This window comes from Rhodoferax sp. TS-BS-61-7 (genome assembly GCF_002943465.1).
In the GTDB taxonomy this organism is placed as follows: Bacteria; Pseudomonadota; Gammaproteobacteria; order Burkholderiales; family Burkholderiaceae_C; genus Allorhodoferax.
Genome location: NZ_PTQY01000004.1, coordinates 67,950 through 83,577, shown reverse-complemented (window position 1 = coordinate 83,577; position 15,628 = coordinate 67,950). Strand labels below are relative to the sequence as shown.

The window sequence follows — 15,628 nt, the reverse complement described above, 5'->3', positions numbered from 1 at the left end:
ATCCGGGGGCTGCAGAGGTTTGAGATGGACAATGAAAGAGGAGTGTTTTTATGGGTAACTTGAAAATTGCAACCCGGCTGTATGCCGGGTTTGGCTTGTTGGTGGCCATCATGGTGCTGGTGGTGTCTGCCGCGCTGGTGCAAATGGCGACCATGCGCGCGAGTGCCGCAGATGTGGACAACAACTGGTTGCCCAGCGTTGAAGAGGTCAATTTGCTCAACACTGCGATTTCTGACTACCGTGCGACGGAGATGCAGCACATCCTGAACACGGATGACGTGGCCAAGACCACCATCGAGAAGGACTTGGAGAGCATTCAGGCGCGTATCAAAACAAGCCGTAGCAAGTACGAAAAACTGATTAGCACCAAGGAGGAGCAAGGCCTCTACGACGAGTTCGCCGCGGCACGCGAGGCCTATTTGAAGATTCACAAAGAAGTGATGGAGTTCTCCCGCCGCAATGACGCCGAAGGCGCCCGCCAGTTGCTGGAAGGCGAGTCCAAAAAGAACTTTGAGCGGTCCTCCGACATTTTGGACAAGCTGGTGCTGATGAACCATGACGGCTCTGTGGCCGCGGCAAAGACGTCGGCCGAGGCGTATGTGGCCGGTCGCAACATGATGGCGGTGGCGATGGTGGTGGCAGTGCTCCTGGCGCTGATCGCTGCGACCTACATCACGCGGTCTATCACCAAGCCTTTGTCCGAGGCGCTGGATGTGGCGGCCAATGTGGCCACGGGCAACCTGACGGTGCAGGTGCACAGCAGCAGCCGCGATGAAATTGGCCAGCTGCTGCAGGCCATGAAAGCCATGCAGGACAGCTTGGTGGCCGTGGTCTCCAAGGTGCGCAGTGGTTCCGAGTCCGTGGCCAACGCCAGTGCCGAGATTGCCCAGGGCAATAACGACCTGAGCGCCCGTACCGAGCAGCAGGCCAGCGCGCTGGAAGAAACCGCCGCCAGCATGGAAGAACTCAACTCCGCCGTGAAGCAGAACGCCGACAACGCCTCCCAGGCCAACCAGCTGGCCATGAACGCATCCACCGTGGCGGTGCAGGGCGGCGAAGTGGTGGGCCAGGTGGTTCAGACCATGAAGGGCATCAACGACAGCTCGCGCAAGATTGCCGACATCATCAGCGTCATCGACGGCATTGCCTTCCAGACCAACATCTTGGCGCTGAACGCCGCGGTGGAAGCCGCACGGGCCGGCGAGCAGGGCCGCGGTTTTGCGGTGGTGGCCAGCGAGGTGCGCAGCCTGGCCGGGCGCAGCGCCGAGGCGGCCAAAGAGATCAAGACCCTGATTGGCGACAGCGTCAGCCGGGTGGAGCAGGGCACGGCCCTGGTGGACCGGGCTGGCAGCACCATGACCGAGGTGGTAACCAGCATCCGCCGCGTGACGGACATCATGGCCGAGATCAGTGCGGCCAGCCACGAGCAGAGCGCCGGTGTCAACCAGGTGGGCGAGGCCATCACGCAGATGGACCAGGTGACCCAGCAGAACGCGGCGCTGGTAGAAGAAATGGCCGCGGCGGCCAGCAGCCTCAAGAGCCAGGCGGGCGAGCTGGTGCAGACCGTGGCCGTGTTCAAGCTATCGGCCGAACAAGGCAGCGGCCGGCCTGCTCCCCCTATGGCCGCTCCCGCCAAGACGGCTGTGCGCAGCAGCAAGCCTTCGTTGGCCTTCAAGGGGCCAGAGCGCCGGGCCGATGCCGCCCCGGTGGCCAAGGCGCCTGCCGCCAAACCCCTGGCCAGCCGGCCTGCTGCGGCAAAACCCGCCGCGCCCGTGTTAACTGCAGTGGCACCCAAGACCAGCACCCGGGTCACACCGGCGGGCGGGGACGATGATTGGGAGACTTTTTAAGCCAAATTGGCCTCTAGCACTTATGGATATTGCGTAAGATGCTATTGAATTAATAGTAATTCTGCGCATGGCGTATCACTTGCAGGATCTTGGATGGTGCGTTTTGCACGTGTGTACAGCGCTTGCACCCACACTGATTGCAAACGTTTTGAGAACTGGTTTTCGCTGCGACGTGCAGCGTGTGCAAAAAGAGGTGTTGTATGCGTTCACTATCGAATCTCTCCGTGGCCAAGCGGCTTGGGTTGGGCTTTGCCGTGGTTCTGTTGCTGTCGATTGCCGTGATCGCCATGAGTATTTCCCGGCTGAATGCCGTGGCCGACGCGACCCAGGAGATGGTCCAAAGCCCGATCAAAACCGAGCGCATGGTGGGCGATTGGTACCGCAACATCCGTGCTGGTGTGACGCGGACCACGGCCATTGCGCGTAGCAGTGACGCCTCGCTGGTGGAGTTTTTTGCGGCCGATGCCAAGGCCTCCACCAGCCAGTCCGGTGAGTTGCAAAAAGCGCTGGAGGGGCTGATGGACACGGATGCCGAGAAGGCACTGTTCAAGGAGATTGGCGAGCAGCGCAAACTCTATTTGTCATCGCGCGATGCCATCATGGTGCTCAAGAAAGACGGCCGGGTGGACGAAGCCAATGCCATGTTGGACAAAGAGTTTGTGCCCGCTGCGGCCGGCTACATGGCCAAGATGGAAGCGCTGCAGAAGCAGCAGCGGGATGAGGTGGATTCAGTGGCCCAGAACATCCAGTCCCAGCGCAATACCAGCCGCCAGTTGCTCATCGCGCTGGGCGTGCTCGGCGTGGGTTTGGGTATTCTCTTTTCCTGGATCTTGTCAGGCTCCATTACCAGGCCCTTGGCACAAGCCTCGGATGTGGCCAGGCGCGTGTCCTCGGGGGATTTGAGTGCGCCGATTCCTGCGCACGGAACAGACGAGGTCGGCCAGCTTCTGGTGTCCTTGAAGGCCATGCAGGACAGCCTGGTGCAGGTGGTGTCCAACGTGCGCAGTGGTTCTGAATCGGTAGCCACCGCCAGTGCTGAAATCGCCCAGGGCAATAACGACCTGAGTGCGCGCACCGAACAACAGGCCAGTGCGCTGGAAGAAACCGCCGCCAGCATGGAAGAGCTAGGCTCCACCGTCCGCCAGAATGCCGATAACGCCCGCCAAGCCAACCAGCTCGCCATGACGGCGTCCACCGTGGCCGTGCAGGGGGGCGAGGTGGTGGGCCAGGTGGTCGAGACCATGAAAGGCATCAATGACGCTTCGCGCAAGATCAGCGACATCATCAGCGTCATCGACGGTATTGCTTTTCAGACCAACATCCTGGCACTGAACGCGGCGGTAGAGGCCGCGCGTGCCGGGGAGCAGGGCCGCGGTTTTGCGGTGGTGGCCTCCGAGGTGCGTAGCCTGGCTGGACGCAGCGCAGAAGCCGCCAAGGAAATCAAAAGCCTGATCAGCACCAGCGTGGAGCGCGTGGAGCAAGGTACGGCCTTGGTCGACAAGGCCGGTGCCACCATGACCGAAGTGGTGAGCAGTATCCGTCGGGTGACCGACATCATGGGAGAAATCTCGGCGGCCAGCAGCGAGCAGAGTGCCGGTGTGGCGCAGGTAGGCGAAGCGGTGACGCAGATGGATCAAGCCACGCAGCAAAACGCCGCGCTGGTGGAAGAAATGGCCGCGGCGGCCAGCAGCCTGAAGAGCCAGGCGCAAGACTTGGTGGGGGTGGTGGCAACCTTCAAGTTGGCGTAAGCTGCACCAGGATTTCCAACAGGCGAGCCACTGCACGGAGGTGCGTATGAAGCTGAGAAATCAGGTTTTGGGGTTGGGTTTGTTGGGTGTGGTCATGACCGCGCTGGTGGGCGGTGCGGGTTTGCTTAACGCGAACCGCCTGTCCGATGCCTTTGACGCTTCCATCAACGTCAGCCTGGCGCTCAGCAAGAGCCAGGAGGCGGACATGATGCATGACGCCATCCGCGGCGATGTGCTGCTCACGCTATTCAATGCGCAGAAGAACAACGCAGCGGGCATGGCCGAAGCCGAGAAGGGGCTCAAGGAGCACGCCGACAACTTTACCGCCAACATTGCCGCCATACAGGCCTTGCCTATTTCACCCGAGGTGCGTGATCTGGTCGCCAAGGCGGCCCCGCTGGTCAAGGCCTATGCCGAATCGGCGGCCACCATCCAGACACTGGCACGCAAGGACCTTGCGGCCGCCGAACTGGAGATCCCCAAGTTCCAGAAAGCGTTTGAAGACCTGGAGGTGGCCCTGGAGGCGCAGAGTGATGGGGTGGCCCAAAGTGTGGAGCACTTCAGCATCGAGGTGCACCGGCTGGCGGTGAATGCCAAGATCATTGTGGGCACCGGCCTGGCCATTGCGGCGGCGCTGCTGGTGGTTATCTCCTTGTGGTTGGCGCGCCTGCTCTCGGCGCCCCTGGTGCAGGCGGTGGACATGGCCGACCGCTTGGCCGATGGGGACCTGACCGCCACGGTGCGCCCCGCGGGTAACGAGGAAACGCAGCGCCTGATGGCAGCGCTGGGCCGCATGCAAACCCATCTTGCCGGCATTGTGCGCCTGGTACAGCAGGGCGCACAAAGCGTGTCGTCCGCCAGTGCCGAAATTGCCCAGGGCAATAACGACCTCAGCGCACGTACCGAGCAGCAGGCCAGCGCCCTGGAAGAAACCGCAGCCAGCATGGAAGAACTCAACTCCACGGTGCAACAAAACGCCGAAAACGCCCGCCAGGCCAACCAGCTGGCCATGAGCGCGTCTACCGTGGCGGTGCAAGGTGGCGAAGTGGTGGGTCAGGTGGTGGAAACCATGAAGGGGATCAACGAGGCCTCCCGCAAGATCGGCGACATCATCAGCGTGATTGATGGCATTGCCTTCCAGACCAACATCCTGGCGCTGAATGCGGCGGTGGAGGCCGCCCGTGCGGGCGAGCAGGGCCGCGGTTTTGCGGTGGTCGCGTCTGAAGTGCGCAGCCTGGCCGGCCGCAGCGCCGAGGCCGCCAAGGAAATCAAAACCCTGATCAACGACAGTGTGACCCGTGTGGAGCAGGGTACGGCCCTGGTGGACAAAGCCGGCAGCACCATGACCGAAGTGGTGGGCAGCATCCGGCGGGTGACTGACATCATGGGTGAGATCAGCGCCTCTAGCATCGAACAAAGCGCGGGTGTTGCCCAGGTGGGCGAAGCGGTGGGCCAGATGGACCAGAGCACCCAGCAAAACGCGGCACTGGTGGAGGAAATGGCGGCCGCGGCCAGCAGCCTCAAGAGCCAGGCCGGCGAGCTGGTGCAGGCGGTGGCTGCGTTCAAGCTCGAAGCGTAGCGATTTGTTTTTTCTCCGTGTTCCAGGACGCGTTGGGCGACAGTGAAAAACCCCATAGAGGGTGGGAGTAGCAGCACAACATGACATAAGGAGTCATCCATGGAGCATTCAATGGCTGGGGGATCCATTTTCGGAACCATCAAGGCGCGGCTCATCGTCAGTTACCTGATCCTGGCTTTGCTGGTGGTCCTGGTGTCTGTCATGGGCATTGGCAACCTGGCGGTATCGCAGCGCAACTTTGAACACCAGGTGACGGTGATTGCCAAGGAGGACGCGCTGTTGGTCACCCTGTTTGATGCGGTCAATGCCCGGGCAGTGGCGGCCCGCAACATTGTGCTGATGGACGATGCCAGCGACATTGCCACCGAGAAGAAAAGCATTGACGTGTCGTTTGAGCGCATCAACGGGTCGATGAAGACCCTCAAGACCATGCTTGCGGCAGATGGGCCACCCGCGGCTGTTCTGCTGAAGGAAGTAGAGGAGATCGACAAGATCGAAGCGAAGTACGCTGTGGTGGCCACCGAGATTGTGAAAAACGCGTTGGCGGGCAACCGGGATGCCGCGTCTCGCCAAATCGTGACCGACTGCCGCCCTCTGCTGGTGGCCCTGGTGGCCGCGGTAGAAAAAGCCAAGCGGGAGATCCACGGCATGAGTGAACGCGAGGTGGCCAGCTCCTTGGCGCAAGGCCAACAGCAGCGCCTGCAAATGCTGGTGGCGATTGGGGTGGCCCTGCTGGCCGCTGGAGGGCTGGCCGCCGTCATGACCCGAAAGATCACCCGACCGATTGCCAATGCGGTGGGCATTGCGCAGACCGTCGCGTCGGGCGATTTGACGTCGCGTATTGACACCCACAGCAGTGACGAAACCGGCCAGCTGTTCCGTGCCCTGCGCAGCATGCAGGAGGGGCTGGTCAAGGTGGTGGGCAGCGTGCGCAATGGCTCCGAAGCCGTGGCCAACGCCAGTGCCGAGATTGCCCAAGGCAACCACGACCTGAGTGCGCGCACAGAGCAACAGGCCAGTGCGCTGGAAGAAACCGCAGCCAGCATGGAGGAGCTCAACTCGGCGGTCAAACAAAACGCCGAAAACGCCCGCCAGGCCAACCAGCTGGCCATGAGCGCGTCTACCGTGGCGGTGCAAGGTGGCGAAGTGGTGGGTCAGGTGGTGGAAACCATGAAGGGGATCAACGAGGCCTCCCGCAAGATCGGCGACATCATCAGCGTGATTGATGGCATCGCCTTCCAGACCAACATCCTGGCGCTGAATGCGGCGGTGGAGGCGGCCCGTGCCGGTGAGCAAGGTCGCGGCTTTGCCGTGGTTGCCAGCGAAGTACGCTCTTTGGCCGGCCGCAGCGCCGAGGCCGCCAAAGAAATCAAAACCCTTATCAACGACAGCGTGACGCGGGTGGAGCAGGGCACCGCCCTGGTGGACAAGGCGGGTGCCACCATGACCGAAGTGGTGGGCAGCATCCGGCGGGTGACCGACATCATGGGCGAGATCAGCGCGGCCAGCAGCGAGCAGAGTGAAGGTGTGGCCCAGATGGGTGAGGCCATTGCCCAGATGGACCAAACCACGCAACAAAACGCCGCGCTGGTGGAGCAGATGGCGGCATCGGCCAGCAGCCTGAAGGCGCAGTCGGATGACCTGGTCGACACGGTGGCTGTCTTCAAGCTGGTGGGGCACGCCTAGGGCGTGATGGGCCGGGTGCGCCCGACCAGGCGACAAAAGCCTATCTTTTAGTCAGTTTGCTGTGAACTGGCTGGGCTAGTATGAAGGTCGCTATATCGCTTGCTTATTTCCTCCTTGGGAGACGTTCATGAAGTTTAGTCAGATGCCAGTGGCCGTGCGCCTGGCGTGGGCCTTCGGCCTTGTGCTAGTGGCCATGTTGTTGTCCGCTGTATTTACGCTCAATCGGTTGTCCGCTATCCAGGGCGAGCTGGAAGACATGCAGCTGGACAACAACGTGAAGATTCGGCTGGCGACCGAGATGTCCAACTCGGTCCATGTGGTGTCGCGTGTGGTGCGCAGCGTGATGCTGCTCTCGGACCCCGCAGCCAAGAGTGCCGAGACCGCCAAGATCAAGAGCGCGCGCGAGCAATACGACAAGGCGTGGGACGATTTGCAGAAGATGCCGGCGAGTGATGAAGGTAAGCGCTTGCGTGCCGCGATTGCCGATGCTGCGCAAAAAGCCAGGCCACTGAATGTGCAGGTGCTGACGCTGTCCGACGAAGGCAAAACCGCCGAGGCGATTGAGCTGCTGTTCAAGACGGTCAACCCGGCCAACACCCAATGGCAAGTGGCGCTGGAAGAAAACATGGCGCTGCAGCAAGCGAACAACCGCAGCCAGTTTGAAGAGGCCCAAGCCAATTACACGGCCGCGCGCAACACCCTGATTGCTGTCAACGTGGTGTGTGTGTTGCTGGCCGTGTTCCTTGGCTGGCGGGTGACCCACTCCATCACGTCGCAGTTGGGCACCGAGCCCAATGTGGCCGCCAAGTTGGCAGAGAGTGTGGCCCATGGAGACTTGAGTGTTCATATTGACCTGAAGCCCGGCGACACCAACAGCATGATGGCCCAGCTGATGCACATGCGTGACAGCCTGGTGAAGGTGGTGTCGACCGTGCGGCGTGGCTCCGAGTCGGTGGCCAATGCGAGTTCGGAGATTGCGCAGGGCAATAACGACCTCTCGGCCCGCACCGAACAACAGGCCAGCGCGCTGGAAGAAACCGCAGCCAGCATGGAAGAGCTGAACGCAGCCGTGAAACAGAACGCCGACAACGCGCGCGAGGCTAATCAGCTGGCTGTGAATGCGTCCACCGTGGCAGTACAAGGGGGCGAAGTGGTGGGCCAAGTGGTCGAAACCATGAAAGAGATCAACGACTCCAGCCGCAAGATCAGCGACATCATCAGCGTCATCGACGGCATTGCCTTCCAGACCAACATCCTGGCGCTGAATGCGGCGGTAGAGGCCGCCCGCGCGGGTGAACAAGGCCGGGGGTTTGCGGTGGTGGCCAGCGAAGTGCGCAGCCTGGCTGGGCGCAGTGCCGAAGCGGCCAAGGAAATCAAGACCCTCATCAGCGCCAGCGTGGAGCGTGTGGAGCAAGGTACGGCGCTGGTCGACAAAGCCGGAGTCACCATGACCGAAGTGGTGAACAGCATCCGCCGCGTGACGGACATCATGGGCGAGATCAGCGCCGCCAGCAGCGAGCAGAGTGCCGGTGTTTCGCAGGTGGGTGAGGCCATCACCCAGATGGACCAGGTCACGCAGCAAAACGCGGCGCTGGTGGAGGAAATGGCGGCGGCGGCCAGCAGCCTCAAAAGCCAGGCGGGCGATCTGGTGCAAACGGTGGCCGTGTTCAAGCTGTCTGCGGCCGACCACGGCACCAGCCATGCACCACAGGCACCTGCCAGAAAACCCTCCTCGCCGGGCGCTCCATCGGCGCTGGCTTTTAAGCCAGCGCCTGTACGCAGTGCTGCCAAACTCACCAGTGCACCCAAGCCCTCACCCAAGCCTGCGGCCAAACCGCCTGTTCTGGCCGTGGCTGCCCCCAAGGTCAGCACCAAGGTCACGCCCGCCGGGGGCGATGAGGATTGGGAGACTTTTTAAGCCAAATGTGGCTCTAGCCCTTATGGATGCTGCGCGAATAGCTCCTGAATTAGGAGCATTTTCGGCCCCGGCCGGTTAAACGCCGCGCGCGCGGTCGGTGTGGAACTGCTGGATGAAGGCGCCAAAGCGGCCCACGTCCAGCGCGTCGCGCACCTCTTGCATCAGGTTCAGGTAGTAATGCAGGTTGTGCACGCTGGCCAGCATGGGGCCCAACATCTCGCCGCAGCGGTCCAGGTGGTGCAAGTAGGCGCGGCTAAAGCCTTCACGCCCGCCGTCGGCCCAAGCCACGCCGCCAGTGCCCGCACAGGCGTAGCAGGTGCAGGTCACGTCCAGCGGCTGCTCGTCGCTCTTGTGGCGGGCGTTGCGAATTTTCAAATCACCGTAGCGGCTGAACAGCGTGCCGTTGCGCGCATTGCGCGTGGGCATCACGCAGTCAAACATGTCGATGCCGTTTTGCACACCGGCAATCAGGTCTTCGGGCGTGCCCACCCCCATCAAGTAGTGCGGCTTGTGCTTGGGTAGCTTGGGGCCGATGTGCTTGAGCACGCGCATCATGTCTTCCTTGGGTTCACCCACGCTCAGGCCACCCACGGCGATGCCGGGAAAGTCCAGCGCTTCCAGTCCGGCCAACGATTCGTCACGCAGGTGTTCGAACATGCCACCCTGCACGATGCCAAACAGCGCGTTGGGGTTGTTCAGGCGGGCAAACTCGTCTTGACAACGCTTGGCCCAGCGCAGGCTCAGCTCCATGGAGCTGCGCGCTTCGCGCTCGGTGGTGATCTGGCCCTTGGTTTTGGTCTCTACCGACAAATACGGTGTGCACTCATCAAACTGCATCACGATGTCGGAGTTCAGCGTGGTCTGGATCTGCATGCTGATCTCGGGTGTCAGAAACAGCTTGTCGCCGTTCACGGGCGACGCGAACTTCACGCCTTCTTCCGAAATCTTGCGCATCTCGCCCAGGCTCCAGACCTGAAAGCCACCGGAGTCGGTCAGGATGGGTTTGTCCCACTTCTCAAACTGGTGCAGGCCGCCAAACTTCTCCACCACGTCCAGCCCGGGGCGCATCCACAGGTGGAAGGTGTTGCCCAGAATGATCTGGGCGTTCATGTCTTTCAGGCTCTGCGGCATCACGCCCTTGACGGTGCCGTAGGTGCCCACGGGCATAAAAATGGGGGTTTCCACCACGCCGTGGTTCAAGGTCAGGCGGCCGCGGCGCGCGTGGCTGCCCAGGTAGGCGCCATCGTCCGTGGCGGGGTCGTTGTTCAAAAGTTCAAATTTCAGCATGGGTCCTATTGTCCGTGAAGCCCTGGGCCCAAGCCAAGGGCGTGAATAATGGCAAACAAAGGAAAACACCATGCGTTGGACCCAATCAATCGCCGTCAAAAGTTTTGCCGTGGCTTTTGTGGCCACCCACATTCCCCTGCTGACCCTGGTGGCTGTGGTCACGCTGCGACCAGACTGGTTGACGCCCCTGGGCGTGTTGCTGGCGGCCCTGGTGGCTACCTTGTTGGCCACTGCGCTGGTGATTTACGTCTTGTGGCGCATGTTTGCGCCCTTGCGTGCCGCCGCCGATGGCCTGGAAGGGTTTATGGCCAAGGGTGAGGCTTTGCGTTTGGCGCCTGGTTCCGGTGACGAGGTGGGGCGGTTGGTGCGCGTCCTGACCCAGGCGCTGGCGCACTGGGACCGCAGCCGGGCGGCTCTGCTGCATTCGGGCGGGCAGGTTTTGCAGCGCCGCTCCGCCCTGGCGCAAGACATGGGCGGCGAGCGTCTGCACACCCTGGTGCTGCTCGAAGTGGACCAGTGGACTGCGCTGGATGCCGAGGGCGACCTGGAGCGTATGGAGCAGGTGCAAACCACCCTGCTGGAGCGCTTGGCCGGAGGCACCGAGAACGGTGAACTGGTGCTGCCCTGGGGGCGCGGGCGCTTTCTGCTGGCCGTGGCCACGAGGCAGGCGGACACCTATGCGCGGGCGACGGCGCTGTGCCAGCCTTTTGTGGTGGAGGGCGATGCCCAGTCCTTCCATTGCAGCGCGGTGCTGGAAACCCGTTCGGGTACGGCCATCGGTTGGTCCAGCGCGCTGCAGCGGCTGGAGCAAAAGCTGTACGCGCTGCGCCAGCAAGGCGGGGATAGGCAGGTGGCTTAAACCGACTAGGGCGATGCCGCCGCCTAGTCAGGCCTGCACTACGCGGTTGCGGCCCTTGGCCTTGGCGGTGTAGCAAGCCGAATCAATGCGGCTGAAGCTGGCCTGCGGCGTCAGATCCAGATCCCAGCGCATGCAGTCCACCCCAATGCTGGCCGTCACCGGGATGTGGTGTGCGTCCCACTGCACCGGAGTACCCGCCAGGGTGCGGCACAAGGTTTGTGCCAGTTGCATGGCCTCTTCGGCGCTGGTGTCGGGCAGTAACACGGCAAACTCTTCGCCCCCGATGCGGGCCACCATGTCGCTGGAGCGTTTGAAACGCTCACCCATCAGTTGCGCCACATGCCGCAGGGCGGTGTCGCCGGCCAGGTGGCCATAGGTGTCGTTGATGCGTTTGAAGTGGTCCAGGTCCACCACCATCAGGGCCAGCTTGCCTTGCTGGCGCGCCGCCAGCCGCCAGTGCGCGCGAAAGGTGCTGTCGTACTCGCGCCGGTTGGCCAGGCCCGTGAGTGCGTCCAGGCGCGAGAGGCGCTCCACCTCGCTGCGGCTGGTAAGCAGGGCGTGTTCCATGGCCATTTGGGTGTCGTACTCCCCCGCACGGCGCCGGATGTGGGTGAGCTGGTACACAAAGTACCCCGCCAGTACGGTACACACCGGCCACAGGGCGGGGATGGCCAGCGCAAAGTACAGCAGCGCCGGTACCTGCAGCACCACCACCACCCACAGGGCCTGGCGCCGGTTCAGGGCATAGGTTTCACAGGCGGCCGAGCTGAAGGCAATGGTGGACACGGCGGCCACCAGAAAGGCGGTGCTCGGACCCTGTTCCAGGTGGCCCACGGCCAGGAAGAACAGGCACCACACCAGGCAACCTGCGTCCACCAGCACCCAGTGGCGCCACCACCAGCGGTCGGCGGCCCGCGTGTCCTGCAGGTCTGGCGGCGGGGTGTGCACCCGGCGCAGGTACCAGAGCCCGCCGTACAGCGCAAAGGCCAGGGCCATGGCCCCGCCGTGTTGTGGGAGGTAGCCGCCCACCCAGACCGTGATGGCCAGGGCGATGCCGTAAAAAATGGTGCCCGGCAGCGCGCGCTGGTACAGGTCTGCGGCAGCGCGTTGGCGGCGGTATTGCGCCAGGGTGGGGAGCGCCTGTTGCATGAGGTCTTGGAGTTCCGCCATGCCACCACCTTAGCGGAAAACGCAGCGTTTTCGGGCGGCAATCCCTCGGTAGAAACCCATGCTTGCACGGCCGGGGCAGTCTCGCCTGGTCATGGGCGTGTCACAACCTTGTCATACCCGGGCACTACCGTCGCCGCTGGCGCAAACCACAGCCACCCCGTTTGACTTCGTTGTTTTTCCTTGAATGAGAGCTTCCATGCCGTCTTTCTCCCCGATCGTGTCCGCCTTGGCCTTGCTGGCCTGTGCGGGCGTTGCCGCGCAAGCCCCGGCCGCTGGCCCCTACTTCAACCGTGTGGCCACCTTTGAGGCGCATCGCAATGTGCCCGCTGGGCGCAATGTCAGTAAAAAATCGGTGGCTGAAATTGTGGCGGTCAGCGCCGACGGCATGCTGCTGGCCTATACCGACGGCGAACAAATGGGCATTGGCCTGATTGACATCCGCAACCCGGCCCAGCCCAAGCCTGCCGGATTCTTGCCCGTCGAAGGCGAACCTACCTCGGTCGCCATCGCCCAGGGCAAGGTGCTGGCGGTGGTCAATTCGACCAAAGACTTTGCGCAGCCCACCGGGCACCTTGCGGTGTTTGACCTGGCCAGCCGTAAGGCGCTGGGCACCTGCCCGCTGTTCGGCCAGCCGGATTCGATTGCGCTGGACAAAGGCGCGCGCCACGCTGTCATCGTGATGGAAAACGAGCGCGACGAAAAGCTCAACAAAGGTGCCATCCCGCAGCTGCCCGGTGGCAATCTGACCATCATCCCCTTGAGTGCAGCCGGCATGCCCGATTGCACCCGTTCCTACCCCGTGGCCTTGAACGGCTTGGCCGACATCGCCCCGGACGACGCAGAACCCGAGTTGGTCAAGGTCAATGCCAAGGGCATTGCCGTGGTGACCCTGCAGGAGAACAACCACATCGTGCTGATCGACGTGGCCAAGCGCCAGGTGATCAAGCATTTCTCGGCCGGCACCGTGGACCTGAAAGACATTGACCGCAAGCGTGACGGCATCATCAACCCCAGTGAATCGGCCCAAGGCCTGCTGCGCGAACCCGACGCCGTGGCATGGCTGGACAACGCCCGTTTTGTGACCGCCAACGAGGGCGACTACAAGGGCGGCTCGCGCAGCATCTCTATCTTCAACACCGATGGCAACGTGGAGTGGGACAGCGGCAATTTTCTGGACCACGAGGCCATGCGCCTGGGCCACTACCCGGAAGGCCGCTCGGCCGCCAAGGGCAACGAACCCGAGGGTGTGGAGGTCGGCGTGTTTGGCAAAGACACCTTGATCTTCGTCGGTTCAGAACGCTCCTCGCTGGTCACCGTCTGGCGCGACCGGGGCGCGGGCCAGGCGCCTGAGCACCTGCAATCGCTGCCCGCCGGCAGCGGCCCCGAAGGGCTGACCGCCATACCCCAGCGCGGCTTGTTGGTGGTGGCCAGCGAAAACGATGGCGCCGCCCGCTCCAGCGTCATGATTTACCAGCGAGGTGCTGCGGCGCCCGCCTACCCCACGCTGATGTCCAGCGACTCACCCGCTGGCCCGCCCATTCCCTGGGGTGCCATCTCGGGCACCACGGCCGACCGCACACAGGCCGGGCGTCTGTTTGCCGTGACCGACAGCGTGTACGCCACCACACGCATCCTGCAGATTGATACCAATTTCACGCCCGCCTTGATCACAAACGCGATGGCGGTGAGCAAAGACGGAAAACCCGTGGGCTATGACGGTGAAGGCATAAGCCAGCGCGCCGATGGTGGCTTCTGGCTGGCTTCTGAAGGCGACCCAGACAAAAAACCAGCGCCCCTGCGCAACCTGCTGCTGCGCCTGAACGCCAAGGCCGAGGTGCAAGAGGAAATTGAGTTGCCCGAGGCACTGGCACGCCACGCCACCCGTTTTGGCTTTGAGGGGGTGACCAGCACCGGCACCGGCGACCAAGAAGTGGTGTGGCTGGCCGTGCAGCGCGAGTGGAAAGATGACCCCAAGGGTTTCACCAAGATCTTGCGCTACACCCCGGCCACCAAAACCTGGGGCGTGTTCCATTACCCGCTGGAGGCCACCAAAGCCGAGGGCGGCTGGGTGGGCCTGTCGGAAATTACCGCGGTGGGCCCGGACCGTTTTGTCGTGGTCGAGCGCGACAACCAGTTTGGCGACCAGGCGCTCAAGACGCTGCACACCTTCTCCGTGGCAGGCCTGACCCCTGCCGCCCCTGGCGACGCCAAAGTGCCTGTGGTGGCCAAGCGCCTGTTGCGCAACCTGGTGCCCGACCTGCAAAAGCCCCGCGGTTATGTGCTGGACAAGGTGGAGAGTTTTGCCGTGGACAGTGCCGGCCAGGCCTTTGCGATTACCGACAACGACGGTGTGGATGGCTCCAACGGCGAAACGCAGTTGCTGCGCCTCGGTGTGTTGTCTGGCCTGAAGTAATCAGTCGGTCTGCCGCTGCAGCAGCATGGCATCGCCATAACTGAAGAAGCGGTAGCCGCGGGAGATGGCCTCGCGGTACAGGCCCATCACGTGGTCGTAGCCGGTGAAGGCACTCACCAACATCATCAGGCTGCTCTTGGGCAGGTGGAAGTTGGTCACCAGCACATCCACCAGTTTGAAGTCAAAGCCCGGCGTGATGAAGATGGTGGTGTCGCCGCTGGCGATTCCGGTTTGGGCCCAGCTCTCCAGCGTGCGCACGCTGGTCGTGCCCACCGCCACCACGCGGCCGCCGCGCGCTTTGCAGGCGGCAATGGCGGCCTGGGTTTCGGGCGGCACGTTGTACCACTCGCTGTGCATCTGGTGCTCGGCCAGGTTCTCGGTCTTGACCGGCTGGAAGGTGCCCGCACCCACATGCAGCGTCACATTCGCCCGCTGTACGCCCATGGCGTCCAGCTGCGCAAACACACCGTCGTCAAAGTGCAGGGCGGCGGTGGGGGCCGCCACGGCGCCGGGGTGTTTGGCAAACACGGTCTGGTAACGCTGCACGTCTTCGGGCGAATCGCTGTGGGTGATGTAGGGGGGCAGCGGTACATGGCCGTGGCGTTCCATCAGCGTGTAGGGGTCGTCGCCCTTGTCGTTGCTCAGCACAAAGCGGTAGATCGGGCCATCCACGTTGGGCCAGCGGCCCAGCAGCGTGGCGCTGAGGCCGTCTTCCCGGCCGGGGGCGCAGGTCATCTGGATGGTGGCGCCCACCTCGGGCTTTTTGCTCACGCGCATGTGGGCTGCCACCTGGTTGCCGCCCAGCACGCGCTCAATCAGCAGCTCCACCTTGCCGCCGGTGGCCTTCTCACCAAACAGGCGGGCGTTGATGACCTTGGTGTCATTGAAGACCATGAGGTCGCCCGCACGCAGCAGGCTGGGCAGGTCTTTGAAGCTGCGGTCTACCGAGGTGGCGCCCGTGCCGTCCAGCAGGCGGGAACCCGAACGCTCGGCGGCGGGGTGCTGGGCAATCAGGGCGTCTGGGAGTTCGAAATCAAAGTCGCTCAGGGCGAAGGCACGGTCCGTACCGGGAAACGTGACGGGAGTGGGAGCTTGCATGGTGCTTGAGGGCCGGACGG

Annotated in this window: 10 protein-coding genes; 7 read left to right on the top strand and 3 right to left on the bottom strand. The window is 63.0% G+C overall.

Annotation, left to right across the window (positions count from 1 at the left end):
• Nucleotides 1-50 precede the first annotated feature (50 nt).
• The 5 genes from C5F53_RS20690 (at nt 51) to C5F53_RS20680 (ending at nt 8,781) form a co-directional block, all read left to right on the top strand.
• Nucleotides 51-1,850: a methyl-accepting chemotaxis protein gene (locus C5F53_RS20690; RefSeq protein WP_105261606.1), complete on the top strand. Its 1,800-nt coding sequence runs from the start codon at nt 51-53 to the stop codon at nt 1,848-1,850.
• Between the two features lie 200 nt (nt 1,851-2,050).
• Nucleotides 2,051-3,598, top strand: a complete 1,548-nt coding sequence (locus C5F53_RS11950) for a methyl-accepting chemotaxis protein (RefSeq protein ID WP_105261605.1) — start codon at nt 2,051-2,053, stop codon at nt 3,596-3,598.
• A 46-nt stretch (nt 3,599-3,644) separates the two neighbouring features.
• Nucleotides 3,645-5,177 carry a methyl-accepting chemotaxis protein gene (locus tag C5F53_RS20685; protein ID WP_201740840.1) on the top strand — a complete coding sequence of 511 codons (1,533 nt, stop codon included), beginning with the start codon at nt 3,645-3,647 and terminating at the stop codon, nt 5,175-5,177.
• Between the two features lie 111 nt (nt 5,178-5,288).
• On the top strand, nt 5,289-6,863 hold the full coding sequence (locus C5F53_RS11940; RefSeq protein WP_146097349.1) for a methyl-accepting chemotaxis protein: 1,575 nt from the start codon (nt 5,289-5,291) through the stop codon (nt 6,861-6,863).
• Between the two features lie 127 nt (nt 6,864-6,990).
• Entirely contained in the window at nt 6,991-8,781 is a 1,791-nt protein-coding gene (locus C5F53_RS20680; protein ID WP_105261603.1) for a methyl-accepting chemotaxis protein, read from the top strand.
• A 75-nt stretch (nt 8,782-8,856) separates the two neighbouring features.
• On the opposite strand, the gene tgt is transcribed toward C5F53_RS20680, so the two are convergent.
• On the bottom strand, nt 8,857-10,068 hold the full coding sequence (gene tgt / locus C5F53_RS11930) for a tRNA guanosine(34) transglycosylase Tgt (RefSeq protein WP_105261602.1): 1,212 nt from the start codon (nt 10,066-10,068) through the stop codon (nt 8,857-8,859).
• A gap of 70 nt (nt 10,069-10,138) precedes the next feature.
• On the opposite strand from tgt, the gene C5F53_RS11925 reads away from it, so the two are divergent.
• Nucleotides 10,139-10,927 carry a hypothetical protein gene (locus tag C5F53_RS11925; protein ID WP_105261601.1) on the top strand — a complete coding sequence of 263 codons (789 nt, stop codon included), beginning with the start codon at nt 10,139-10,141 and terminating at the stop codon, nt 10,925-10,927.
• 27 nt (nt 10,928-10,954) lie between these two features.
• On the opposite strand, the gene C5F53_RS11920 is transcribed toward C5F53_RS11925, so the two are convergent.
• A complete protein-coding gene (locus C5F53_RS11920; RefSeq protein ID WP_146097348.1) occupies nt 10,955-12,097 on the bottom strand; it encodes a GGDEF domain-containing protein in 1,143 nt (380 codons plus the stop codon).
• Nucleotides 12,098-12,293: 196 nt separating this feature from the next.
• Here C5F53_RS11920 and C5F53_RS11910 point away from each other — a divergent pair, with 196 nt between their 5' ends.
• Nucleotides 12,294-14,510, top strand: coding sequence for an esterase-like activity of phytase family protein (locus C5F53_RS11910; protein WP_105261598.1), 2,217 nt, complete (start codon nt 12,294-12,296; stop codon nt 14,508-14,510).
• Here the strand turns inward: C5F53_RS11910 and queA are convergent, their stop codons facing one another.
• Complete coding sequence (gene queA / locus C5F53_RS11905) at nt 14,511-15,608, bottom strand: tRNA preQ1(34) S-adenosylmethionine ribosyltransferase-isomerase QueA (RefSeq protein ID WP_105261597.1); 1,098 nt, start codon at nt 15,606-15,608, stop codon at nt 14,511-14,513.
• Nucleotides 15,609-15,628 lie beyond the last annotated feature (20 nt).